General features: G+C 53.2%; 19 protein-coding genes. All 19 read left to right on the top strand.

The window, feature by feature from the left end:
- Positions 1–186 precede the first annotated feature (186 nt).
- Complete coding sequence (locus tag HMPREF1508_RS08375) at positions 187–3,099, top strand: insulinase family protein (RefSeq protein WP_044961126.1); 2,913 nt, start codon at positions 187–189, stop codon at positions 3,097–3,099.
- A 44-nt stretch (positions 3,100–3,143) separates the two neighbouring features.
- Entirely contained in the window at positions 3,144–4,076 is a 933-nt protein-coding gene (gene era / locus HMPREF1508_RS08370; RefSeq protein ID WP_198015631.1) for a GTPase Era, read from the top strand.
- On the top strand, positions 4,073–4,819 hold the full coding sequence (recO, locus tag HMPREF1508_RS08365) for a DNA repair protein RecO (RefSeq protein WP_044961124.1): 747 nt from the start codon (positions 4,073–4,075) through the stop codon (positions 4,817–4,819). Before era ends, recO begins: the two co-directional genes overlap by 4 nt.
- Positions 4,820–5,056: 237 nt before the next feature.
- Positions 5,057–6,454: a glycine--tRNA ligase gene (locus HMPREF1508_RS08360; protein ID WP_044961123.1), complete on the top strand. Its 1,398-nt coding sequence runs from the start codon at positions 5,057–5,059 to the stop codon at positions 6,452–6,454.
- Positions 6,455–6,769: 315 nt separating this feature from the next.
- Positions 6,770–7,234: a VanZ family protein gene (locus tag HMPREF1508_RS08355; RefSeq protein WP_198015630.1), complete on the top strand. Its 465-nt coding sequence runs from the start codon at positions 6,770–6,772 to the stop codon at positions 7,232–7,234.
- Between the two features lie 96 nt (positions 7,235–7,330).
- Complete coding sequence (locus tag HMPREF1508_RS10265; RefSeq protein WP_156923214.1) at positions 7,331–7,567, top strand: PF20097 family protein; 237 nt, start codon at positions 7,331–7,333, stop codon at positions 7,565–7,567.
- A 230-nt stretch (positions 7,568–7,797) separates the two neighbouring features.
- Positions 7,798–10,428: a pyruvate, phosphate dikinase gene (gene ppdK, locus HMPREF1508_RS08350; RefSeq protein WP_044961121.1), complete on the top strand. Its 2,631-nt coding sequence runs from the start codon at positions 7,798–7,800 to the stop codon at positions 10,426–10,428.
- A gap of 274 nt (positions 10,429–10,702) precedes the next feature.
- Positions 10,703–12,214, top strand: coding sequence for a D-alanine--poly(phosphoribitol) ligase subunit DltA (gene dltA, locus HMPREF1508_RS08345; protein WP_044961119.1), 1,512 nt, complete (start codon positions 10,703–10,705; stop codon positions 12,212–12,214).
- A complete protein-coding gene (gene dltB / locus HMPREF1508_RS08340) occupies positions 12,214–13,380 on the top strand; it encodes a D-alanyl-lipoteichoic acid biosynthesis protein DltB (protein WP_044961117.1) in 1,167 nt (388 codons plus the stop codon). Before dltA ends, dltB begins: the two co-directional genes overlap by 1 nt.
- A 150-nt stretch (positions 13,381–13,530) precedes the next feature.
- Complete coding sequence (gene dltC, locus HMPREF1508_RS08335; protein ID WP_044961115.1) at positions 13,531–13,770, top strand: D-alanine--poly(phosphoribitol) ligase subunit 2; 240 nt, start codon at positions 13,531–13,533, stop codon at positions 13,768–13,770.
- Positions 13,767–14,957, top strand: a complete 1,191-nt coding sequence (dltD, locus tag HMPREF1508_RS08330) for a D-alanyl-lipoteichoic acid biosynthesis protein DltD (protein ID WP_044961113.1) — start codon at positions 13,767–13,769, stop codon at positions 14,955–14,957. Before dltC ends, dltD begins: the two co-directional genes overlap by 4 nt.
- Positions 14,938–15,087, top strand: a complete 150-nt coding sequence (locus HMPREF1508_RS10260; RefSeq protein WP_156923213.1) for a hypothetical protein — start codon at positions 14,938–14,940, stop codon at positions 15,085–15,087. Before dltD ends, HMPREF1508_RS10260 begins: the two co-directional genes overlap by 20 nt.
- 573 nt (positions 15,088–15,660) lie before the next feature.
- Complete coding sequence (locus HMPREF1508_RS08325; RefSeq protein ID WP_044961240.1) at positions 15,661–16,227, top strand: TetR/AcrR family transcriptional regulator; 567 nt, start codon at positions 15,661–15,663, stop codon at positions 16,225–16,227.
- 55 nt (positions 16,228–16,282) lie between these two features.
- Positions 16,283–17,767 (top strand): DUF6937 domain-containing protein, encoded by a 1,485-nt coding sequence (locus tag HMPREF1508_RS08320; RefSeq protein ID WP_044961239.1) that lies wholly within the window; start codon positions 16,283–16,285, stop codon positions 17,765–17,767.
- Positions 17,764–19,200, top strand: coding sequence for a glycoside-pentoside-hexuronide (GPH):cation symporter (locus tag HMPREF1508_RS08315; RefSeq protein ID WP_044961111.1), 1,437 nt, complete (start codon positions 17,764–17,766; stop codon positions 19,198–19,200). Before HMPREF1508_RS08320 ends, HMPREF1508_RS08315 begins: the two co-directional genes overlap by 4 nt.
- Positions 19,197–21,641 carry an alpha-galactosidase gene (locus tag HMPREF1508_RS08310; RefSeq protein WP_084640319.1) on the top strand — a complete coding sequence of 815 codons (2,445 nt, stop codon included), beginning with the start codon at positions 19,197–19,199 and terminating at the stop codon, positions 21,639–21,641. Before HMPREF1508_RS08315 ends, HMPREF1508_RS08310 begins: the two co-directional genes overlap by 4 nt.
- A gap of 170 nt (positions 21,642–21,811) precedes the next feature.
- On the top strand, positions 21,812–21,940 hold the full coding sequence (locus HMPREF1508_RS10650) for a hypothetical protein (protein WP_278244584.1): 129 nt from the start codon (positions 21,812–21,814) through the stop codon (positions 21,938–21,940).
- A gap of 2 nt (positions 21,941–21,942) precedes the next feature.
- Positions 21,943–23,376, top strand: coding sequence for a DEAD/DEAH box helicase (locus tag HMPREF1508_RS08305; RefSeq protein ID WP_084640318.1), 1,434 nt, complete (start codon positions 21,943–21,945; stop codon positions 23,374–23,376).
- 1 nt (position 23,377) lies between these two features.
- Complete coding sequence (locus HMPREF1508_RS08300; RefSeq protein ID WP_044961110.1) at positions 23,378–24,364, top strand: diacylglycerol/lipid kinase family protein; 987 nt, start codon at positions 23,378–23,380, stop codon at positions 24,362–24,364.
- Positions 24,365–24,411 lie beyond the last annotated feature (47 nt).

The following is a 24,411-nucleotide window of genomic DNA, read 5'->3' as shown; positions in this document are numbered from 1 at the left end:
TTGCAGGAGATTCAGATCTCAGTCACCGGCGGAGGGATTTGCTGCCGGAGATGCAATCTCAGCTGTCGGCGGAGGAATTTGCTGCCGGAGATGCAATCTCAGCTGTCAGTGGAGGGACATACTGCAGAGGATTCAAACTTCAGTCGTCGGCCAGGCTGTGGCAAGAGGGAGAAAGCAGAGACTTTTATGACGAAAATCAATGATGCTTATGAGCTTTTAGAGAAGGAAGAACTGGGGGACATCGGCTCAGAAGGGCTGCTCTTGCGCCATAAGAAGTCCGGCGCGACTCTGGTTCTGCTGCAGAATGACGATGACAACAAGGTCTTCTACATCGGCTTCCGGACGCCCCCGGCCGACTCTACGGGCGTCGCCCATATTATCGAGCACTCGGTTCTCTGCGGGTCGGATCGGTATCCGGTCAAGGATCCCTTTGTGGAGCTGGTCAAGGGCTCTTTGAATACCTTTCTCAATGCCATGACCTATCCGGATAAGACGGTCTATCCCGTGGCCTCCTGCAATGACAAGGACTTCGACAACCTGATCGATGTCTACATGGACGCGGTTCTCCATCCGCGCATATACAGCCGGCCGGAGATCTTCATGCAGGAGGGCTGGCACTATGAATTAGAAAACAGAGAGAACCCCATCGAGATCAATGGCGTCGTTTACAATGAGATGAAGGGCGCCTTTTCATCTCCGGATGACGTCTTAGAGCGGCAGGTCATGAACTCCCTTTTCCCGGACACCCCTTACGGAGTTGAATCCGGCGGAGATCCCGCCTGTATCCCGGATCTGACCTATGAGGACTTCCTTGACTTTCACAGGAGATATTACCATCCCTGCAACGCCTATATCTATCTCTATGGTAATTTCAACGCGGAGGACAAGCTGGACTATCTGGATCGTGTCTACCTGAGCCATTATGAGGCGATCGAGCTTGACAGCCGGATTCCCCTTCAGAGACCCTTTGGGCAAATGAGCCGTCTGGAGAAAACCTATCCGATTTCCGCGGAGGAGGATGAGGAGGGCGCCAGCTATCTCTCCTGCAATCTGGCGGTCGCTACGGCCCTGGATCCGATGCTCTATCAGGCCTTTAAAATTCTGGACTATGCCCTTTTGAACTCCCCGGGCGCGCCAGTCAAGAAAGCGTTGATCGACGCGGGCATCGGAAAGGATATCTACGGGGGCTATGATTCGGGAACTTTGCAGCCGGTCTTTTCCATTACAGCCAGGGGAGCGAATCCGGGGGACGAGAAAGCATTTTTGGAGATCATCCGCAAGACTCTGACGGATCAGGCAGAGGGGGGGATTGACTCCAGGGCTCTCTACGCGGCTATCAATATGGCTCAGTTCCATTTTCGGGAGGCTGATTACGGCCGTTATCCCAAGGGCCTGATCTGGGGGCTTCAGCTGCTGGACTCCTGGCTCTATGATGAGCGTCAGCCCTTTTTGCACCTGCATGTCAGCAGGGTCCTGGAGGAGCTTCGCGAGAGGGTCAGTCAGGGTTATTTCGAGCAGCTGATCCGGCAGTATCTGCTCGAGAATACCCACGCCTCCCTGGTAAAGCTCGTCCCGGAGAGAGGGCTGGCAAGCCGCAGGAATCAGGCGCTTGCCGGGAAGATGGCCGCTTATAAGGCAGGCCTTTCTGCGGAGGAAATCGAGGCGCTGGTCGAGCAGACCAGGCATTTGCAGGAGTATCAGGAGAGGGAGGATTCGCCGGAGGAGCTCGCGAAGATTCCCATGCTCAAAAGAGAGGACCTGCGCCGCGAGATAGATCCGATCGACTGCCAGGTGAAAAAGAGCGGCAATTTCACAGTCCTGCACCACAATGTGGAGACCAACGGCATTCACTATCTGACGCTGGTTTTTGCCGCCAGTCACATTGCCCAGGAGGATCTGGGCTTTCTGTCCTTTTTGACCAGGCTTTTAGGACAGGTGGACACGGAGCGGTATCGCTATACTGATCTGACCAATGCCATCAATCTGACAAGCGGGGGGATCAGCACCAGTATTGAGAACTATCCGGGAAGAGACGGGAGCTATCAGCTGGCTGTGGAGGTTCATGCCAAATTCTTCTACGCTGATATGGATCCTGTCGTCCGGCTGATGGAGGAGCTGATGTTGACCAGCTCCTTCGCGGACAGCAGGCGATTGAAGGAGCTTCTTGACGAGGAGATCCTGCGTATGGAGGCCAGACTCATGAGCTCGGGCCATACGGTTGCGGCCAATCGGGCGGGATCTTACTTTTCCACCGCGGGCAAGGTGTCTGACGAGATCGGCGGGATCGGCTATTACCGTTTCCTAAAGGAGACGGCGGAGGACTTTGATAAAAAGGCAGGTCTGGTAAAAGACAAGCTGGTCAATCTCAAACATGCCATTTTCCGCCCGGAAAACATGCTGGTATCCTCCACATCCGGTCAGGAGGGAATCAGGCAGGCGGAGGGCTGTCTGTCCCAGATAGAAGAGAGACTTTTCCGCGACCATTACTGCCTGCCGAAGGCAGAAAAAATCGTGACTTCGGATCCCAACGAGGCCTTCAAATCCGCCTCTCAGGTCAACTATGTGGCCAGAAGCGGCGATTTTGGCAGGGAGGGCTTTGCCTATCAGGGAGCGATGCGTATCCTGGATACGATCCTGGGCTACGACTATTTCTGGAACAATATCCGGGTCAAGGGCGGGGCCTATGGCTGCATGTCCTCCTTCAGCAGAAATGCCCAGCTGGTCTTCATGTCCTATCGGGATCCCAGGCTGCAGGAGACCAAGGAGGTCTTCGATCAAACGCCTGATTTCCTGCGCGCTTTTGACGCAAATGAGCGGGACATGACCAGGTTTATCATAGGAACCCTGTCAGGGATGGATACTCCGCTGACGCCCTCCATGCGAGGCAGCCGGGGATTGGCCGCCTATATGAGCGGCCTTACGGACCGCGTGCTGCAGAAGGAAAGAGACCAGATCATTCATGCCGGGGCGGAGGATATTCGCAGGCTGGCGGAACCCGTTGAGGCGGCTTTACGCCAGGGTTATATCTGCGTCGTCGGCAATGAGGACGCGATTGAGGCGAAGAGGGAGCTCTTTTCCAGGGTAGAGTCCCTTCTGTAAGAAGGGTATATCCTGATCGGCTCACAGCAGTGTTCAGAGTATCAATGGAAAAGAGAGACAGCATGAAAAATCCTGTGACAAAAAGCGGCTTTGTCGCTATGATCGGCCGTCCAAATGTGGGCAAGTCCACCCTGATGAATCAGCTGATCGGGCAGAAGATCGCCATTACGTCCAACAAGCCTCAGACCACGCGAAACCGCATTCAAACTGTTTACACGGATCCCGATCGGGGGCAGATTGTATTTTTGGACACCCCAGGAATCCACCAGGCCAAAAATAAGCTGGGTCAGTACATGGTTGGCGTGGCTGAGCGCAGTATGAAGGATGTGGATCTGATCCTCTGGCTGATCGAGCCCGATACCAGGGTGGGCGGGGGCGACCGCCATATTCTAAAGGAGCTTGAGCAGATTCAGGTCCCGGTTTTTCTGGTCATCAACAAGATCGACATGGTGAAGAAGGAGAAAATTCTTGCGGTGATCGATACCTATCGGGGGGAGTATGATTTCGATGAGATCCTTCCCGTCTGTGCCAGAAGCGGTGATGGATGCAAAGATCTGATCGAGAGCATTTTCTCGCGACTGCCCCAGGGACCCATGTTTTACGACGAGGATACCGTGACGGATCAGCCCATGCGGCAGATCGCGGCGGAGATCATCCGGGAGAAGGCCCTCTATGCGCTGGACAAGGAGGTGCCCCACGGGATCGCCGTCGCCATGGATGTCATGAAGAGACGTCCCGGCAGGAAGCTATGGGATATCGAGGCGACCATCATCTGTGAGAGAGAATCCCACAAGGGAATCATCATTGGCAAGAGAGGGGCCATGTTAAAACGGATCGGATCGGATGCCCGCTATGAGCTGGAGCGGATGCTTTCTTCCAAGGTCAATCTCCGCCTCTTTGTCAAGGTCAAGGAGAACTGGAGAGACAGCGACTTCCTCATCAGGAACTTCGGCTATCGCAGAGAAGATGAGCAATGAGTCAGAGTTTGATTGTGACGGGGATGGTGCTGTCCGCTATGCCCATCGGGGAATTTGACAAGAGAGTGGTGCTTCTGACCCGGGAGCTGGGGGAGATTTCCGCCTTTGCCCGGGGAGCCAGGCGGCCGCGCAGCCAATTGCTGGCAGCAACCGGCCCCATGGCCTTCGGAACCTTTGAACTGTATGAGGGACGCAATTCCTATACCCTGGCCAGGGCCAGTATTGAGGCCTATTTTCTGGAGATTGCCGAAGATTACGACAAGGTATGTCTGGCCGCCTATTTTCTGGAGATGGCTGAGTACTACGGGATAGAGAACAGCGATGAGTCCCAGCGGCTTCTTTTGCTCTATCAGACCTTAAGAGCCCTTGCCAGCGATAAATTCTCACCCCGCCTTCTTCGGATCATCTACGAGATCCGGACGATGGGGATCAACGGGGAATATCCGGATGTCTTCTCCTGCGCAGCCTGCGGCAGGAAGGAGGGGCTCGCCTATTTTCACATGGGAAGGAGGGCGGTTATCTGCAGCGACTGCCAGCCTGTGGAAGGAGGACGGCCCATTTCTGCGTCGGCCCTCTATGCCTTTCAGTTCATCCTGAGCGCCCCCATGAAGAAGCTCTTCTCCTTTCGCCTGACGGATCCGGTGGAAGAGGAGGTCTGGCAGCTTTTGCGGGAGTATCAGGGGAGATACTTGGAACACAGCTTCAAGGCGGAGGCCTTTCTATCATCCCCGGGGAAGGGCTGAGATGTAAGACCCTTTTTTCCGCAATCAAGGGACTTATTTTTCCTCCAAAAGATCAATGAAGGCGAATGGAAGACGGCATGAAGGCGAATGGAAGACGGCATGGAGACGGATGGCGGTCGGATCGCCCCTTTTCTTGCAATAAAAGGGGCTTGTCCTTATAATGACAGAGATTGTGTGAAGGAAGAAGACAGGTCTGCCAGGCCTGGCTGCCCGGCAAAAGAGTAAGAGGTATCTAGTATGGAAAAGACAATGGAGAAGATTGTTGCTTTGGCCAAGGCGAGAGGTTTCGTCTACCCGGGCTCCGAGATTTACGGCGGTTTAGCCAATACCTGGGATTATGGGAACCTGGGCGTTGAGCTCAAGAATAATGTCAAGCGGGCCTGGTGGCAGAAGTTCATCCAGGAGAGCCCGCAAAATGTCGGTATTGACGGCGCCATTCTCATGAATCCGCAGACCTGGGTTGCCTCCGGTCATCTGGGTTCCTTCTCCGATCCTCTGATGGACTGCAAGGAGTGCCACGAGCGCTTCCGGGCGGACAAGATCATCGAGGATTTCGCCCAGGAGCATCAGATCGCCCTGCCCTCTTCCGTTGATGGCTGGTCCAACAAAGAGATGGAGGACTGGATTCAGGAGAACAATGTTCCCTGTCCCTCCTGCGGCAAGCACAACTTCACGGAGATCCGCCAGTTCAACCTCATGTTCAAGACCTTCCAGGGGGTTACCGAGGATGCCAAGAACACCGTCTATCTGCGCCCGGAGACGGCACAGGGCATTTTTGTTAATTTCAAGAACGTACAGCGAACCTCCCGAAAGAAGATCCCCTTTGGAATCGGTCAGATCGGCAAGTCCTTCCGCAATGAGATCACGCCAGGCAACTTCACCTTCCGCACCCGGGAGTTTGAGCAGATGGAGCTGGAGTTCTTCTGCGAGCCTGGCACGGATATGGAGTGGTTTCACTACTGGAGAGGCTTCTGCAGAGATTGGCTCTTGTCTCTTGGCATGAATAAAGACCATATCCGTCTTCGTGACCACGATAAAGAGGAGTTGTCCTTCTACTCCAAGGGGACCACGGATATTGAGTACACCTTCCCCTTTGGCTGGGGAGAACTCTGGGGAATTGCAGATCGGACAGACTACGATCTGACCCGGCACCAGGAGGTCTCCGGCGCCGATATGTCCTACTTCGACGACGCTAAGAATGAGAAGTATATCCCCTATGTCATTGAGCCCTCTCTGGGCGCAGACCGTGTGGTTCTGGCCTTCCTCTGTGAGGCCTATGACGAGGAGAACATCGGGACCGAGGACAAGCCCGATATGCGCACGGTCCTCCACTTCCATCCGGCACTGGCCCCCGTCAAGGTTGGTGTTCTTCCCCTGTCCAAGAAGCTTGCGGAGGGCGCGACAAAGATCTATGAGCGCCTGTCTAAGAAGTTCAACTGCGAGTATGACGACAGAGGTAATATCGGCAAGCGCTACCGTCGCCAGGATGAGATCGGAACCCCCTTCTGCGTCACCTATGACTTCGATTCTGAGACGGACGGGGCTGTCACCGTCCGTGACCGCGACAGCATGGAGCAGGTTCGTCTGCCCATCGAAGAACTTGAGAAGTATCTGGAAGAGAAAATGGCTTTCTGAAGTGCATGATATATGAGCTCTGTAGGATGTGTACCTGCAGGGCTTTTTATATCCTTGAGATTCGCTTCACACCTTAATTAAACAAAACGGGAAAATTACATATTACACACCGCCCAAAACATGGATGGTATTTATTTCAGAAACTGGGCTGGAAAGAGATGGACTGGGAATTTTACAGTGAGTTGGTGGACCATGATCATTGATATTACAAAAGAGTTATTTGTTCTTATATTTATCCTTGGTCTTCTGCTGAGTTGTTTTCTGAAAAAGAGACTGCAATTACAGACAAGATTCTGGGTTATTCTAAGTTTTCTTGTGTATGTGATTTGCCTGGCAAAAATTACTTTGTTTCCTGTTTATTTCTTCCGTGATGAGGACTTGCGCCAGATGAAGGAGGGGGTTGATTCCTATTTTGCTTTCTATCAGCTGATTCCTCTTGCGTCCATACGAAATTACCTGCACGAGGGGGCTTTGCTTCAGCTGATTGGGAATTTTCTTCTCTTATCGCCTCTCTCTGCCTATATTGAAATTTTTACGCGGAGAAAATGGAAAACAGGCAAGAAGATAGCTTTGCTCGCATTCGTGTCTGTTATGATTGAAGCTCTTCAGTTCTTATTTAATGTCGTAAGCGGCTTTCCGGCCAGAACAGCCGATATTGATGATTTTTTCCTGAATACTTCCGGAGCGGTATTGACCCTTGTGATTCTTGTCCTCTTTCGAAAGATGCTTCGAAACCACGAACACTTTAAAGAGACACTTGACTCTCTCTTCTATGATTGATTTTGCGGTTATACCCGCCAGGCGGAGTTCCACTGGCGGGCGTGACTGCAGCGCTTGATGTAATGATGAACATTTTTTATCTACTGAGGTGATCCCATGAAATGTCCTACATGTGGCAAAGAGATGGAGCTAGGAACCATGAACTATACAGGCGCATGGTGTTTAGGTAGTGTCTGGTGGCAGAAGGAGAGGAGTACAGAGACTGTACGGCTTCATGTATATGGGGATGTGGATTATCCGCTTGGAGATAAGGAAAAATGCAGGGGCTACTACTGCCCGGACTGCGAGATGCTGATCCTTCCCAAGGGGAGCCATGACTACCGGGCAAAATAAGGAAAATGTATTTTTACAGGTACAAGATTGGCAGCAAGGGCAAAAATGGGAGAAATAGACTCCCTTTTTGCCCTCATTTTGTACAGATCAGGGTACAGACAATTGACCTTTCGGGTCAGTATGTTATTATTTTACCAGTGCTCAGAGGGAAAACCTCTGGAACATGGAAGTGGCGCTCGATGGATCGGAAAGAGGGCACTTCAGCAGTTAATTTGTAGGAGGAAAATTCAATGGCAAACAAATGGGTCTACAAGTTTACCGAGGGCCGCGCATCCATGCGCAACCTCTTGGGCGGTAAGGGCTGTAATCTGGCTGAGATGACTTACATGGGCATGCCCATCCCTCAGGGATTCACCATCACCACCGAGGCTTGCACCGCTTACTATGACAACGGCAAGGGCCTTCCCCAGGAGGTCCTGGATCAGATCGACGAGAACATCGCCTGGCTGGAGGAGATCAACGGCAAGAAGTTCGGTGATCCCAACGATCCCCTTCTGGTATCTGTCCGCTCCGGTGCCCGCGCGTCCATGCCCGGTATGATGGACACGATTCTGAACCTGGGCTTAAATGACATCGCTGTCGAGGGATTCGCCAAGAAGACCAACAATGAGCGCTTCGCCTATGATTCCTATCGCCGTTTCATCCAGATGTATTCTGATGTCGTTATGGAGGTCTCTAAGTCCCTCTTTGAGAAGGAGATTGATGACGTCAAGGCTAAGAAGGGCATCACCTATGATGTTGAGATGGATGTCGATGATCTGAAGGAGTTGGTTCGCCGCTTCAAGGGCATTTACAAGAACGCGCTGGGAGAGGACTTCCCCCAGGAGGCCAAAAAGCAGTTGCTCGGCGCGGTTTTAGCCGTATTCCGTTCCTGGGATAACCCCCGTGCCATCGTATACCGCCGCATGAACGATATCCCCGGTTCCTGGGGTACTGCCGTGAATGTGCAGACCATGGTATTCGGTAACAAGGGTGAGACCTCCGGTACCGGCGTTGCCTTCACCCGCAATCCCTCTACCGGCGCCAAGGGCATTTTCGGCGAGTACCTGCTCAATGCCCAGGGTGAGGACGTCGTTGCAGGTGTTCGTACACCCCAGCCCATCTCCACACTTGAGAACGCCATGCCCGCAGTCTATAAGCAGTTCATGGAGCTGGCAACCAAGCTGGAGAACCACTTCCATGATATGCAGGATATGGAGTTCACCATCGAGGAGGGCAAGCTCTACTTCCTTCAGACCCGTGACGGCAAGAGAACAGCTCCCGCAGCCATCAAGATCGCCTGTGATCTGGTTGACGAGGGACAGATTGACGAGCAGACCGCGGTAAAGCGCATTGACGCCAAGTCCCTGGATCAGCTCCTGCATCCCTCTTTCGATGCGGAGGCTCTAAAGGCAGGACAGGTGATCGGTACGGCTCTTCCCGCTTCTCCCGGTGCTGCCGCAGGTAAGGTTGTCTTCGATGCGGACGAGGCCAAGGCACAGGGAATCGGCGGCGCAGGTGAGAGAGTCATCCTGGTTCGCCTGGAGACTTCTCCTGAGGATATCGAGGGCATGCATGCCGCTCAGGGTATCCTGACGGTTCGCGGCGGTATGACCTCACATGCAGCTGTCGTTGCCCGCGGAATGGGCACCTGCTGTGTATCCGGCTGCGGTGATATTGTCATCGATGAGGAGGCCAAGGTATTCACCCTGGGCGGAGAGACCTTCCATGAGGGAGATTACATTTCTCTCGATGGTACAACCGGTAAGATCTACAAGGGTGATATCGCCACCAAGGAGGCTGAGATCGGCGGAGACTTCGGCCGCGTGATGGCCTGGGCTGACAAGTACCGCAAGCTGAAGGTTCGCACCAATGCCGATACGCCCGCAGATGCGGCCAAGGCCCGTGAGCTGGGTGCCGAGGGCATCGGTCTCTGCCGTACCGAGCACATGTTCTTCGCTGAGGACAGAATCGCTGCCTTCCGCGAGATGATCTGCTCCGACACCGTCGAGGAGAGAGAGAAGGCTCTTGAGAAGATCGAGCCTTACCAGCAGGGCGATTTCGAGAAGCTCTATGAGGCTATGGAAGGCAATCCGGTGACCATCCGTTTCCTGGATCCCCCTCTTCATGAGTTCGTGCCCAACACCGAGGAAGAGATCAAGAAGCTGGCTGATACCCAGGGCAAGAGCGTACAGCAGATCAAGGATATCATTGCCGGTCTCAAGGAATTCAACCCCATGATGGGTCACAGAGGACTTCGTCTGGCCATTACCTATCCCGAGATTGCCCGCATGCAGACGACTGCCGTTATCCGTGCGGCCATCAAGGTAGCCAAGGCGCATCCCGACTGGAATCTTGTACCTGAGATCATGATTCCTCTCTCTTGCGATGAGAAGGAGCTGGCATTTGTCCGCAACATCGTTGTTGAGACCGCTGACAAGGAGATCGCGGCCGCAGGAGCTGACCTCAAGTATGAAGTCGGCACCATGATCGAGATCCCCAGAGCTGCTCTGACAGCAGATAAGATTGCCAACCAGGCGGAGTTCTTCTGCTTCGGAACCAATGACCTGACCCAGATGACCTACGGTTTCTCCCGTGATGATGCCGGCAAGTTCCTGGATTCCTATTACAGCAACAAGATCTTCGAGTCTGATCCCTTTGCCAAGCTGGATCAGGTCGGCGTCGGCAAGCTGATGGAGATGGCTGTCGATCTCGGCAAGCAGTCCAGACCTCAGCTCCATGCTGGTATCTGCGGCGAGCACGGCGGTGATCCCTCATCCATCGAGTTCTGCCACAGGATCGGTCTTGACTATGTGTCTTGCTCACCTTTCCGTGTGCCCATCGCCCGTCTGGCAGCAGCACAGGCCGCTCTGAAGGATTGAGATAATAGAGAAACCGGCCTGGCGCGTGTAAAAGTATAGTGGATATTCATACGGTCATACCTTTCCTCGGAAGGGTATGACCGTTATTTTCGTGACAACGGGGTGTGCGGTGGGACGAGCGCAGTGAATATAAAATCCCGATGATGCGGAGAGTCGTATCGTCAATGGATATATAAAATAAAGCTACTGGAATTTTAGGAAAAATTTCGAAAATAGTTCTGTATCTTTCCAGTCAAAACCTGTAAGCTTATACATTAGAAAACAGGTGCTATTTATGGATATAATCGCTGAAATTAAAACAATTGCCAAAGAGGATCCGAATCGTCCCGCCTTTGTTTTCCGAAGAGAACAGATCAGTTACGGAGAACTCTGGAAGAGGAGCTGCCGTCTTGCCCTTCACCTTCTCGGGGAGGAGCTTGATCCCAAGCAGCCGATCCCTGTCTATGGGCATAAGAGTGTCTGGATGCCGGTCTGCTTTCTGGCCTGCTCCCTGTCCGGTCATACCTATGTGCCGATGGACGTGAATATGCCGGACGGCCGTATTACAGATATTGTGAATGCTGTGGCAAGTCCTCTTGTCCTGGCGACAGAAGAACTGGCAGAGATCAGAGGGGTTCATCAGATGAACCGGCAGGTACTGGAAGAGATCTGCCTTGGGGATGCCCGGCCAGCAGGAGAGGATATTTCCTGGCCGGGGCTGGCGGCTGACGATATTCACTACATGATTTTTACCTCGGGATCTACGGGAAAGCCCAAGGGAGTCAAGGTGACGCATGCCAATCTGAACGCTTACTTAAGCTGGTCTCCCAGTTTGGTGGAAGGCAGACGGGGGATCTTCTTAAACCAGGCCCCTTTCTCCTTTGACCTGTCGGTGATGGACACCTACACCGGATTGGCAACCGGCTCAACAGTCGTCTGTCTGGACAGAGATTTGATCCGGGATATGACTTCCGCGGTGGAATTCATCCGACAAAATGGGGTTCAATACTGGGTGTCAACGCCCTCTTTTGCAGATCTGGCCATGGGAGAGGCCTGCTTTGACGCGAAGCGCCTTCCTGAACTGAGCCGTTTTCTCTTCTGCGGGGAGCCCCTGACACCGCGAACCGTTCGCGGCCTGCGCGAGCGTTTCCCGGATGCCCGCATCATTAATACCTATGGGCCGACAGAGACCACAGTCTGCGTGACAGCGGCGGAGATCACGGATGAGATTTTAAAGACAGAAAGCCTGCTTCCTGTCGGCTACGCCAAGCCGGGAACAGAGATTTATGCTGCGGACACAGAGGGCAGGCGTCTGCCCGGGGGGCAGGTCGGAGAACTGATCATCAACGGAGATACCGTTGCTGCCGGCTACTATCACAATGACAAACAGACGGCAGAGCATTTCTTCCGGGATGAAGAAGGGATTGCCTCCTATCGGACCGGAGATATGGGATATGTGAGAAAAGACGGCATGGTCTACTGCTCCGGACGCGCGGATGGGCAGGTGAAGCTGCATGGCTATCGGATTGAACTCGGTGATATTGAGAAGAATCTGCTGGCCCTGGAGGGAGTGGATGGCGCTGTGGTGCTGCCCAAGCTGAGGGATGGTGTGGTTCACAGTCTGGCGGCTCTTGTTCTTCAAAAGGAGGGATGGGACAGCTCTTACGCCAGGCGCAAGTATATCCGTCAGAGCCTGGGGGAGCGAATTCCCTCCTATATGGTTCCCAAGAAAGTAGTCCTGTTAAATGCCTTTCCCATGACCATGAACGGCAAACTTGATAGGAAAGCGCTGGAGGAGCTGATCTGATGTCATTATTCGTTGATCAAAGTTTCTTCTTCTCCCTAATTGTTCTGGCCCTGCCGGCTCTGATCCTGGGGTATTTGGAGAAACCCATTGCTCCGTACGGAAGTCTGGTCTCTCTGATCTACGTCTACCTGGCTATGGGGAAGAATCCAGGAGCACTGGCCTTTCTGGCACTCTTTCTGGCTGTCAGCTATGCTCTGGATCGGGGATATCTGGCTGCGCGTCAGCGCTGGGGAAGAAAGACCTGGCTGTATCGTATCTTCCTTTTTGCCTCGATTCTGCCCTTGGCCCTCTATAAGTTCTCCCTGGCGGCAAACTGGCAGATACACCTCTTTGGTTTTTTGGGTCTGTCCTACATGACCTTCAAGTCGACTCAGATTATCATCCAGACCTATGACGGTTCAATTGATCAGGTGAGCTTATGGGACTTTCTCTACATGGATCTCTTCTTTCCGGTGTTGACTTCCGGCCCCATTGATCGAAGTCAGCGCTTTATTGGAGATATGCACCGGGTTCTTCCGCGAGAAGACTATATGGATCTGGCGGGGAGAGGACTGCAGAAGATCCTTCTGGGAGCCGTCTATAAATTTGCTCTGGGAGCTAGTTTTTATCATCTCTATACCAATTTCGGGATGAAGGCGGATCTGAAGCATACCCTGGTCTATTTCTATGGTTACGGCTTCTATCTCTTTTTCGATTTCGCCGGTTATTCTCTGATGGCGGTGGGAGCCTCCTATCTCTTTGGCATAGAGACCCCGGAGAACTTCCGGGCTCCTTTCCGAAGTCTTGATATCATCGAATTCTGGGATCGCTGGCACATCAGTCTCTCGCACTGGTTTCGGGATTTCATTTTCTCCCGTATTTCCATGGGACTGATGAAGACCAAGAGGTTTAAGAAGCGTCTGACTGTGGCAGGGATTGCCTTCTTTATCAATATGGGAATCATGGGCATTTGGCACGGGACGGATTTGCAGTATCTGATCTATGGTCTCTACCATGGATTGCTGCTGACACTGACGGAAATCTTTCACAAGAAGTCCAGCTTCTATAAGAAGCACAGGAAAGAGAAATGGTTTCAACTGGTTTCCTGGGGGATTACCTTTCACCTGGTCTTCTTTGGCTTCTTTATCTTCTCAGGAAGATTTTTGGAGCTGACTGGGCTTAAGTGACTGACGTGAGACAGGGGGTGTCTTCATGAAAGGATCCTGACAGCGCGATAGAGAGGAAGCCTGGTTCGCTTCCGGGAGAATGCAGTACATCTGTATAGAAGAGCGTTCCGAAGGTATATAGAAGTTACAGAGAACAGAAAGCAGGAAAAGATGGAAGAGAAATTACTGGAGATTCTGGCAGAAATTTGTGAGGATGATGTGGTCAAGGAAGAACCCGATATTAATATTGATGCAGAAGGTCTGATTGACTCCCTGGGATACATGGAGCTTCTGGTCGATATTGAGGAGGAATTCGGCGTGGTGATTGCTCCCGCGGAGTACAGCAGAGAGGAAATGGACACGCCAGCTAAGATTATCGCTGTCGTTAAGTCGAAGATGGAGCAGGCATGAGACGAATCCAGGCATTTTTTATGGCGCTGGTTCTCTTTGTCCTCTTTCTGGCCGGTTTTCATCTGATGATGAACCGGATTGATCTGCGGGGAGGAGATGGGTTTCGCTTCTTCTACAGTGACTTCCGAAACAAGTCTCTGGCAGCTCTGACTGACAATATGGATGAGGATACGATGCCCATCTTCGGGTCTTCCGAATTGGGGACTTGGACGGATGAACCCTATCATATCAGTCATATGTTTACCAGACAGCAGGTGAACTCCATGACAGTGGGATATCCGGCAGTGCAGTCGCTGCAGGACGCCATCAGTTTGGGAGCTATTGCCGGGAAGAAATCTCCGAAGAAAGTGACGCTTTTGGCTTCCCCAACCTGGTTTTCAGGAACCGGGGTTACGACAGCTGCCTTCAAACAGCATTTTTCAGACACGGCCTATCTGGCTCTGCTGAAGAATGACCGACTCTCCGCTGAGACCCGGCAGAAAATTGCCGGCCGGGCGATGGAACTTGCGGAGGGGGACGCAGGACTTGCTACACGTGTGAGACTCTATAACAGGGCTTATGCTGCTGAAAATGCCTCTGGAGCCGAGCGGATTGCCGCGGATCTTCTGGCAATGAATCGAGGGGATCAGGAGAATTTTGCCGCAGCGGTGCTCAAGCTGAAGAATGCGAAAAAGGCAGACAAGAATATTGGGCCGGAGGATGCGACCGTTCATTCCTATCTGAAAGAGGATGGGAGTGTGGATTGGGAGAGGATGAAGGAGCAGGCAATCAAGGATACGGCTTCCCAGTCAGATAATCCTCTCTATGTAATGAATGAGACCTGGCGAAAGAGCTATCAGAAGAATTACCAGGCCGGGGATCAGGTACATAAGAATGAGCAGTGGACCTCTGTCAGGGAGCAGGAAGATTTTGAACTCTTCTTACAGGTAGCCAAGGAGTTGGGGATACAGACGCAGGTGATTATTCTGCCTGTCAGTGGTTACTGGTATGACGCGACCGGTATGCCAAGAGCAAATCGCGATCTGGTCTACCAGAAGATTGTGAAGAGCGCAGCCGATTACGGAGCCAAATGCGTAGACTTAAGCGCTCATGAATACACCCCCTATTTTATGGCAGATGTCTACCATCCCTGGTCACTGGGATGGACTTATATCAGCGAGGCAATCTATGATTTTTACAAAGATTAAGCAGAGACTGACTGACCGCAAGTTCTGGAAATATACAGGGATCTATCTGGCTCTGATGGTGGTTCTTTATCTCTTTGCAATTCTGGGGAGCGGTCTGGCCACACCGGGTTTTACTTATGCGGCATTCTGACCCACGAGCCGGAATGCCCCCGATTGTCGTGGATTACAGTGGGGAACACCCGGTCATTGTTTCAGGACTGGTTGAGGGATATGACTACTAATCCTCACAGAGTGTGCGTTCTGTTATGGGCCTATCCCTCAGAAAAAGAATGAAAATCAGAGGGAACTGGATATATTAGACAATTTAGACGGGGAGAAATTGTATATTATTTTGCGCGGAAGAGAAACGGGGAGGCAAAGCAAACATAGAAAGAGAAGATTTTTAGATGTTATGCATAAAAAATGCGAATAAAAACTGTTGACAATGCATAAGCCAAGATGTAAGATACTATTGTTCCGGAGAACAAGACGGGACAGAAAGAAGCAATATCCCCGGTTGTGGCAGTTCCCCTTTCTTTCATGACAATACCCCCTTTTCATAGAGATTTCTTCCGCAACCAATTTTGAATACCCCCCTTTTCGACAGCAGATTTCACAATCGGCTGTCATTTTTTTTGTTAAAAAATGCAGAGGGCAGTCAGATCTTCGGATGGTACAATGTAGGAAACGAATATTTGAGATAATGTTTCTGGATGAGGGGAAAATGGATAGGAAAGCGGTAAGAAGTAAAATTCTGACAGGAAGTTTGAAAGTACTCAAGGAAAAAGGAGCCAGATTTACCATGGATGATCTGGCCAGGTGTCTGTCTATGAGCAAGAAGACCATTTATAAGGTCTTCCCGGATAAGGAGGCCATACTGACGGACCTGGTCGATAATGTCTTTGACCAGGTCGCCAAGGATCAGAAGATTATTTTAGATGACAGGGATCTGCCTGTTGTGGACAAGCTCAGAGGAATTCTCTGTGTGCTGCCGGTTGAGGCCAGGGGGATTAACTTTGCGGAACTCTTTCGCTTCCGGGAAAAGTATCCGAGGCCATATCAACGCATGGAGAGCCGCATAGAGAGCAACTGGGAGCCCACCTTTGAGCTGATCCAAAGAGGGATAGAAGAGAGGCAGCTTCGGCCCGTTAATCCCAGTGTAATCAAGGTGATTTATGAATCTACAATCGAGAGCCTGCTCTATGGAGACAGGGCGGCTGAGATGGAGCTGGACTATAATGAGGCTCTTGAAGAGGTCGCAAGCCTGATCATTGATGGGATTAAGAACTGAGAAGAAGAGCCGGAAGCTGAGAAAATCAGTCGGCAGAAGGAAGCGGGAGAAGGATATGACAGAGAGATCCAGGGAGATTTTTGGCAATGCCATTGCCAGGAGAGATTATCAGAGGGCTGTACATTCCAAGGAGAAATATGCCAGGAAATTTGGCGATGACAGCAGAGAGATTTATCCGGTGGAAATTGAGGACAATCCGGTCATTGGGGAACGGCTGGGCGTAAAGGATATTCGACTGGGACAGGCCCTTCGGTCCGGAGAACAGATCGGGCCCGCGGACTTCGATCACAGAAAGGGACTGATCGTGGGGAATATCCGTATGGGATTCGGCCATTACCGCATCTCCATGGCGATGGCGTCCGCGGCTCATGCGCTTGGCTACACCCCATACTGGATGGACTTGAATTCTTATCCGCAGACGACAGCGACCAAGCTGATCAGCGCCCAGAATGACCTCTATTCTCTGGGCTCTCGTCTGTCCCGTTTCAGGGTTTTTAACAAGCTGGTCTGGGAGCCCATGAATTACGAGGGTTTTCGGGCCCTGACCTACAATGCCTCCGATCAGAAGAAAGCGGAACTGATGGCCCCCCTCTTTCGGGAGATTCCCAAGGACATCCCCCTTCTCGCTACCCATGTGTGGCCGGCTCAGGCTGCCCTGCACGGGGGAATGCGGTATGTGGTCAATGCCATTCCTGACAACTGGCCCATGGCTCTGCACCTGGCGGAGGGGAGCCTTCACACGGTTCAGTGCAACTACGCCTACCAGGGCTACCGCACCCTTTATGGCTTCGCCAAGAAGAAGGTCTTAAGGTCCATTCCGCCGGACCAGCTCATTTATACGGGACACTATGTGGATCATGAAATTGTCGCCAATGTGCAGACAGACTGCCAGGCGAGGATTGAGAGAAAGAAGAGAGGGGAGCCCATGCGCTTTCTTCTGACCATCGGCGGAGCGGGAGCTCAGAGAGATCTTTTTGGCGCTATTATCCGCCATCTGCTTCCGGCCGTTCGAAATCAGCGGGCCGCCCTCTATGTGAATGTCGGAGATTATCGCAATGTCTGGGAGGAGCTGCTCGCGGACATTCCAGAATTGGGCAGGTGCGCGACAGAGCACTTTTTGAATTTTGAGGAGGCCGCGGCGTTTGCGGATGGAGCCCTGACTGACTCCGTCGAGGGGGTTCACGCCTTCTATCACAGAAATATTTTTGAGGCGGTCTATATCACTAATCTGCTCATGCGGTCCTGTGACCTGCTGGTGACCAAGCCGTCCGAGCTGGCCTTCTATCCGGTGCCCAAGCTTTTTATCCGCCGGGTGGGAAAGCATGAGATGTGGGGGGCGATTCACTCCGCGGAGATGGGGGACGGGAGCCTGGAGTGCCGGGATATTCCCCATATTTTGCAAATGACTGACCTCTTTTTAGGAGAGAACCGGGAATTGATCCGCATGTGCGAGAATATACAGAGGAATAAGGACAGCGGTCTGTACAACGGAGCTTATCGGGCGGTTGAACTGGCCATGCATTTGAGGGAGAAATCATGATGGAAAACGAAAAGCAACTGACTGGACGGGAGAAGGCCTCTTATGGCCTGGGCGCGGTCGGCAAGGATATGGTCTATATGCTGTCTGCCTCTTATATTCTCTACTATTTTCAGGATATTATGGGAGTTTCCGCGGCTGCTATGGGGCTTATCCTGCTGGCGGCCCGTGTCTTCGACGCCTTCAATGATCCGATCATGGGGGTCATTGTGGCGAAAACCAGAACCCGCTGGGGCAGGTTTCGTCCCTGGATGTTTTTAGGAACACTGACCAATGCCATCGTCTTATATCTGATGTTTTCCGCGCCGCCCAGCCTGGACGCAGGAGGGATGATTGCCTATGCGGCCATCAGCTATGTTCTCTGGGGCGTGACCTATACAATGATGGATATTCCCTTCTGGTCTATGATCCCAGCCTTCACCAAAGGGGGCAAAGAGAGGGAGGGGCTGACAACTCTGGCCCGGTCCTGCTCCGGTGTGGGGAGCGCTCTGGTTACGATTTTCACCATGATTTTAGTGCATGCCCTGGGAGACGCTTTCGGACATGGATCCGGTTCGCAGGAGGTGGAGCGGGTCGGTTTTCAGATCTTCGCCCTGATTGTCGCGGTTTTATTTGTGATCTTTATTGCCATTACCTGCCTGGCGATCAAAGAGAAGTCTACCGTTGATATGGAAACCGCAAGCCTGGGACAGATGTTTCGGGCTTTGATCTCCAATGATCAGGCTATGTGCGTGGTTGTCACCATTGTCCTGGTGAACTCCGCCCTCTATATCACATCGAATCTTGTCCTTTATTTCTTCAAGTATGATTTTGGAGGAATTGCCTGGTACCAGTCCTACACGGGCTTTAATATGGTCGCGGGCGCGGCGCAAATTCTGGCCATGATGGTTCTCTATCCTCTGCTTCGCCGCTTTGTCAGTTCCATCCGAATCTTCTACATCAGTCTTGCCATGTCCATGCTGGGATACATCATTCTCTTTGCGATCGCGAGCCTGGGGCAGAATCATCTGGCCCTTCTGCTGATCCCGGGCGTCCTGATCATGGCGGCGAGCGGCATGAACAATGTTCTGACTACGATTTTTCTGGCCAATACCGTCGATTACGGGCAGCTGATCAGGGGCAGAAGAGATGAGTCAGTCATCTTTTCCATGCAGACCTTTGTTGTGAAGCTGGCCTCGGGCCTGGCCGCTTTGGTCGCGTCCCTGGCCCTCCAGGCCTTCCGCTTAAGCTCCACGGCCACCAGAAGCGCAGATCAGAGTGTGGATTTCTCGGCCGGTGTCTCCATGGCATCCAAGATGGGGCTTCGCATGGTGATGACCCTGATTCCCATCGCGGGTCTGATGATTGCCTTTTTCTGGTTCCGCAAAAAGTATGTCCTGACGGATGCCAGGTTGGAGGAGATCAGCGAGCAGCTGAGAGAGAAGGAGCGGTCATGATTCGTATCATTGGAAGAGATCGGCCCGTTTTTATCTTAGAGGGCAGGCAAAGCGCCTATATCTTTCGGGTGCTTGTGACGGGACATTTAGAGCATCTCTATTATGGCGGGAAACTGCGGGTGGAAAGGAAGTCCGATCTTGACCCCCTGATTCCCAAGCGGGCATTCGCGCCGGGGAATACGATATTATATGACAATACGCGGCCGGATTTCTCTCTGGAGAGTACTTGTCTGGAGTGGACGTCGCCCGGAAAGGGAGACCCCAGGGAACCCATGATTGAGCTCGTGGACGCCAGGGGAAACCGCAGTGCGGACTGGGTCTATGAGTCCTGCGAGCTTCAAAAGGGAAAGAGCGCGATGGCGACCATGCCGTCCGCCTGGGCAAAAGCCGGGCAGTCGGACGCGCCCGGGGAGCAATCAGATGATGCCGGAGATGAAAGCCGAAAGAGTAAGGAGTCGGACGGGGTTGAGGAGGTCAGGATCACTCTGCGGGACCGGTTGAGCAAAAATCGGCTGGATCTCTACTATGCTCTTTTTTCTGAAAAGGATGTCATCACCCGAAGGGCTCTTCTGACCAATGAGAGCGGGGAGGAGCTTGTGATCCGCCGTCTGATGAGTTACGGGCTGGATCTGAGACCGCGCGCTCTGGATGTCATCGCCTTTGACGGCGGCTGGGCCCACGAGATGAATCAGAAGCGTCAGCCCCTGACCGTGGGGAAATGGTCCATGACCAGCCGTGCCGGAACCTCCTCCAGCCGCTGCAATCCCTTCTTTATGCTCCTAAGCCCGGATTGCGGGGAGGATCGGGGGGAGGCCTATGCCTTTAATCTGATTTACTCCGGGAACCACTATGCTGCTGTTGAGCGGACGGCAGCCGGACTTGTGCGTGTGCTGGCAGGTATTAGTCCCGAGGACTTCTCCTGGCAGCTCTCCCCCGGCGATTCCTTCGAGAGTCCGGAGGGGGTTCTGACCTACAGCGATCGCGGATTCAACGGGATCAGCGCCAATATGCACAGCTTTGTGAGGGAGCATATCCTCAGGGGAATCTGGGCTAAGAAGGACAGGCCCATCCTCCTCAACAGCTGGGAGTCCCATTACTTCGATATCTCAGAGAAAAAACTGCTCAGCCTCGGCAGGGAGGCGGCTCGTCTGGGGATAGAGCTTTTTGTCATGGACGACGGCTGGTTTGGGGAGCGGACAGATGATCATCGATCCCTGGGAGACTGGACGCCTGATCCAAAGAAGCTGCCGGGAGGTCTGAAATCTCTGGCAGACCAGATCCATGGTCTGGGCCTGGATTTTGGAATCTGGGTGGAGCCGGAGATGGTCAATACAGACTCCGACTTCTATCGACAGCATCCTGACTGGACCATGGAATTGCCCTGGAGGAGAGAGAGTCAGGCAGAGGGACGGAATCAGAGAATCCTGGACCTGGCCAATCCGCAGGTCGTGGATGAAATGATCCGTCGGTTGAAGGAACTTTTTTCTTCCGCTGAAATCAACTACGTCAAGTGGGACATGAACCGGATCTTCTCAGATGTTTATTCTCCGGCCCTGCCCTTTGCGCGGCAGCAGGAGACAGGCCATCGCTATGTTCTCGGTCTCTATCGCATGATGAAGGAGCTGACAGAGAGCTTCCCGGAAATTCTCTTTGAGGGCTGCGCCGCCGGGGGCAATCGCTTCGACCTGGGGATTCTCTCTTATTTCCCGCAGATCTGGGGCTCTGATGATACGGATCCGGTGGCCCGAATCGACATACAGAGGGGATACTCTTACGGCTATCCCCAGATCTGCTTCGGATCGCATGTCTCCGCCAGCCCGAATCATCAGACCCTGCGGAGAACGTCTCTGGATACCCGCTTTGCCGTGGCGGCCTTCGGGAATCTGGGCTACGAGCTCAATTTGAGGGATCTGCCCAGGGAAGAGAAGGAGAAGATCCGATCACAGATCAGCCTCTACAAGAAGTACCGCCATATTCTCCAGTCGGGACAGTTCTACCGGGGAAGAGGAGATAATGAGACGGACTGGACGATCGTCTCTGCCGATAGAAGTCGGGCGGTCGGTTTTTACAGCAGAACCGTGAACCGGGCGGGAGAAGATCTCTCCTTCTTCTATCCGAGGGGGCTGGATCCCGCGCGAAGATATCATTTCTTCAACCGGCCCCAGAAGGTGGATGTGAGGGCTATGGGGTCTTTGATCAATCAGCAGACCCCTCTACATGTAAGAGAGGGGGGGCTTCTCCACAATGTGATCGCCGGATTCGTTCAGCTTAAGGGGGAGACAGAGGATCTCACAGCTTACGGGGATGCCCTGATGGCCGGGCTGGCATGCGGGCAGAACTTTGTGGGGACCGGATTTGATGAGCGGGTTCGCTATCTGCCCGATTTTGCCTGCAGACTCTATTTTATGGAGGAAGTTGATTCACAGGGATTTTATTCGTAAGAGGGCCGGGACCGGTATACCTGGCACGCAGACCGATATGTCCGGGGAGATTCCGGATGGCGAAATGGCGGATCGCGTCTGGGATGGCGGAATCTTGCACATTCGAGAAAAAAACACTATGATTATGCAAGTATATTCTCGAGAGCAAGAAACAAGTCGGCGGATTTTTTGTGCAGACACTGATTCGGGAGGCCCCGGTCAGTGTCTTTTTTGGGATTCGAAATGACTTCTTTGGAATGGTTCTTCTCGGGATTCCAAAAGAGATCAAGAGCCCGATCAGGGGTTCAGAAGAGGAGTAAACTTGAAATTTAGTGAATTTGGACTAAAAAAAGACCTGCTCAGCGCGATTCGAAAGGCGGGCTATGAGGAGCCGACGCCCGTCCAGGAAGAGTCCATCCCTGTCATCTTAGAGGGGCGGGATATGATCGGCTGCGCGCAGACCGGCACCGGGAAAACGGCGGCATTCGCCCTGCCTGTTTTACACAAGCTCACGCTTTTAAAGAGACCCAGGGTCAGAGCCCTGGTGCTTACCCCCACGCGTGAATTGGCCATTCAGATCTTTGATAATTTCAAAAAATACGGGAGATATCTGCATCTGAGGACGGTCTGTCTCTACGGGGGCGCAAAGAGGGGACCTCAGATCGGAGCTCTGCGCAGGGGGGCGGATATCCTGGTCGCTACACCGGGACGGCTGCTGGACTTCATGGGCCAGGACCTGGTGGACCTGAGCTCTGTGGAAATCCTGGTCTTAGATGAGGCGGACCGGATGCTGGATATGGGATTTCTCCCGGATGTCAGCCGCATTGTTGAGAGTACGCCATCTAAGCGGCAGACGCTTATGTTCTCGGCCACCATGGAGAAGGAGGTTCGCCAGCTGGCGGATCGGATGCTGAAGGATCCGGCCCAGGTTCAGGTGACTCCAGAGAATGAGGCGGCCGATACGGTCGAGCAGAAGCTCATTTTCAGCAGCCGAGAGGACAAGAGGGAGATCATTGCCTCCCTGCTGACAGACGAGGCGGTGGAGAGCGCGATTGTCTTTACCAGAACCAAGCACGGGGCCGATAAGCTGTCTAGGGAATTAAAGCGTCGGGGAATTGAGTCTGTGGCGATCCACGGGGATAAGACCCAGGGGCAGAGGCAGGATGCCCTGAATCGCTTTAAGTCCGGCAAGGTCAGGGTTATGGTGGCTACGGACGTGGCTGCAAGAGGCCTGGATATCCCCAAGCTGTCCCATGTCTTCAACTATGATGTGCCGGAGGAGGCCGGCGCCTACATCCACCGTATCGGTCGTACCGGTCGCGCGGGGGAGAGCGGTATCGCCATTACCCTCTGCTGTGAGGCGGAGCTGGACGCCCTGCGTGAGGTAGAGGAGCTTTTGGAGAAGCCCATTCCGGAGCTTCAGACGCAATGGTCCCTTCCTCTGGAGAGAAAGGCCAGAAAGGGAAAGGGAGGGCGCACAAGACATGGTCGGAGCGGATATCGGTCCGGAGGCCAGAAAAATGCCGGAAAGAGCGGTCACAAGACCGGCAGCAGGAACCGCCAGGGACACGCAGACCGCAGGCAAAAGGCGGGCGGCGCTTCCGGGAGCGGCCGCGGAAGAAGGCGCAGGGACCAGGGGCCCCGCCCCATGCCCAATATCAATAACGGGCGGTCTGAGAGGGAGAATATCAGCGACGAGTCCAGAGGAAGAGGAGGATATTCCGGCTCTTATTACGGGCAGGGGAGAGGACGCTAATATGTTTTACTTCATTGCCAACATACATTCCAGAAGCGGGCAGAGCATGAAGGCCTGGGAGAAAATCAGTCATCGGCTGAACGAGAGAGAGGTCTCTGCCCAAATCCATATGACCCGGTTCGCGGGCCATGCCGTGCAGCTGGCGGATCAGCTGTCAGACCAGGCGGCCGCTGATTTTGATCGCTGTGGCCTGCGCTCGATCATTGTCGCGGTCGGGGGGGACGGCACCTTTAACGAGGTGATCAACGGTATGCATGACTTCGATAAGGTGAATCTGGCAATGATTCCTCTGGGCAGCGGCAATGACCTGGGGCGGGGACTTGGAATTACCAATAAGGACCCGCTGGCGAGGCTGGAGGACATTCTGACCGATTGTCACGACAGAGAAAGGGCAGCAGAGTCTGAGAGCCGGGTTCGCAGGATGGATCTGGGGCGGGTTGAGCTGGACGACGGGAACAGCCGTCTTTTCGCCATTTCCTGTGGCATGGGCTTTGATGCCGCTGTCTGCAGGGGAGTAGACCACATGTATATGAAGGGGATCTTGAATAAGCTTCATTTGGGGCGGCTGTCCTATCTGACTAAGACCCTGCAGACCATTCTCTCCATGCCCCTCTACCGGGGGAGGGTTTTCTATCGGAAAGAAAAAGGCCGCAGCTGTCTTGAAGTCGAGAACATGATCTTCGTGGCTGCTATGAATCAGGCGGCTGAAGGAGGAGGCGTCCCCATGTATCCCGGAGCAAATGCCTTCGACGGGAAGTTCGGTATCTGTCTGGCGGATTCTGTGCCCCGCCTGCTCGCCCTGATCATGCTGCCCGGCTTTCTCTTTCGAATGCACAAAATCCTGCCCGGCGTGCATCAGATAGAGACGAAGAGTCTGCAGATTCATATGGAAGAAGCCCTGCCGGTTCACTCAGACGGGGAGGATCTTGGCATGCATCGAAAGATCAGAATCACCTGTCTGCCGGGAAAGCTGCGGATTTTTATATAATACTTTGTCTGGTCAGACTTTTTTGCGGCCCGGTCTCAGGGGTCGAG

The organism is Shuttleworthella sp. MSX8B, from assembly GCF_000524295.1.
Taxonomy (GTDB): Bacteria; Bacillota; Clostridia; order Lachnospirales; family Lachnospiraceae; genus Shuttleworthia; species Shuttleworthia satelles.
Note: the sequence above shows the minus strand (reverse complement) of the source record. Positions and strands in the feature narration are given on the sequence as shown.

Coding starts and splice junctions, on each gene's coding strand:
- HMPREF1508_RS08375 (WP_044961126.1), top strand. CDS start 187: ATGACGAAAATCAATGATGCTTATGAGCTTTTAGAGAAGGAAGAACTG.
- era (WP_198015631.1), top strand. CDS start 3,144: ATGGAAAAGAGAGACAGCATGAAAAATCCTGTGACAAAAAGCGGCTTT.
- recO (WP_044961124.1), top strand. CDS start 4,073: ATGAGTCAGAGTTTGATTGTGACGGGGATGGTGCTGTCCGCTATGCCC.
- HMPREF1508_RS08360 (WP_044961123.1), top strand. CDS start 5,057: ATGGAAAAGACAATGGAGAAGATTGTTGCTTTGGCCAAGGCGAGAGGT.
- HMPREF1508_RS10265 (WP_156923214.1), top strand. CDS start 7,331: ATGAAATGTCCTACATGTGGCAAAGAGATGGAGCTAGGAACCATGAAC.
- ppdK (WP_044961121.1), top strand. CDS start 7,798: ATGGCAAACAAATGGGTCTACAAGTTTACCGAGGGCCGCGCATCCATG.
- dltA (WP_044961119.1), top strand. CDS start 10,703: ATGGATATAATCGCTGAAATTAAAACAATTGCCAAAGAGGATCCGAAT.
- dltB (WP_044961117.1), top strand. CDS start 12,214: ATGTCATTATTCGTTGATCAAAGTTTCTTCTTCTCCCTAATTGTTCTG.
- dltC (WP_044961115.1), top strand. CDS start 13,531: ATGGAAGAGAAATTACTGGAGATTCTGGCAGAAATTTGTGAGGATGAT.
- dltD (WP_044961113.1), top strand. CDS start 13,767: ATGAGACGAATCCAGGCATTTTTTATGGCGCTGGTTCTCTTTGTCCTC.
- HMPREF1508_RS10260 (WP_156923213.1), top strand. CDS start 14,938: ATGATTTTTACAAAGATTAAGCAGAGACTGACTGACCGCAAGTTCTGG.
- HMPREF1508_RS08325 (WP_044961240.1), top strand. CDS start 15,661: ATGGATAGGAAAGCGGTAAGAAGTAAAATTCTGACAGGAAGTTTGAAA.
- HMPREF1508_RS08320 (WP_044961239.1), top strand. CDS start 16,283: ATGACAGAGAGATCCAGGGAGATTTTTGGCAATGCCATTGCCAGGAGA.
- HMPREF1508_RS08315 (WP_044961111.1), top strand. CDS start 17,764: ATGATGGAAAACGAAAAGCAACTGACTGGACGGGAGAAGGCCTCTTAT.
- HMPREF1508_RS08310 (WP_084640319.1), top strand. CDS start 19,197: ATGATTCGTATCATTGGAAGAGATCGGCCCGTTTTTATCTTAGAGGGC.
- HMPREF1508_RS08300 (WP_044961110.1), top strand. CDS start 23,378: ATGTTTTACTTCATTGCCAACATACATTCCAGAAGCGGGCAGAGCATG.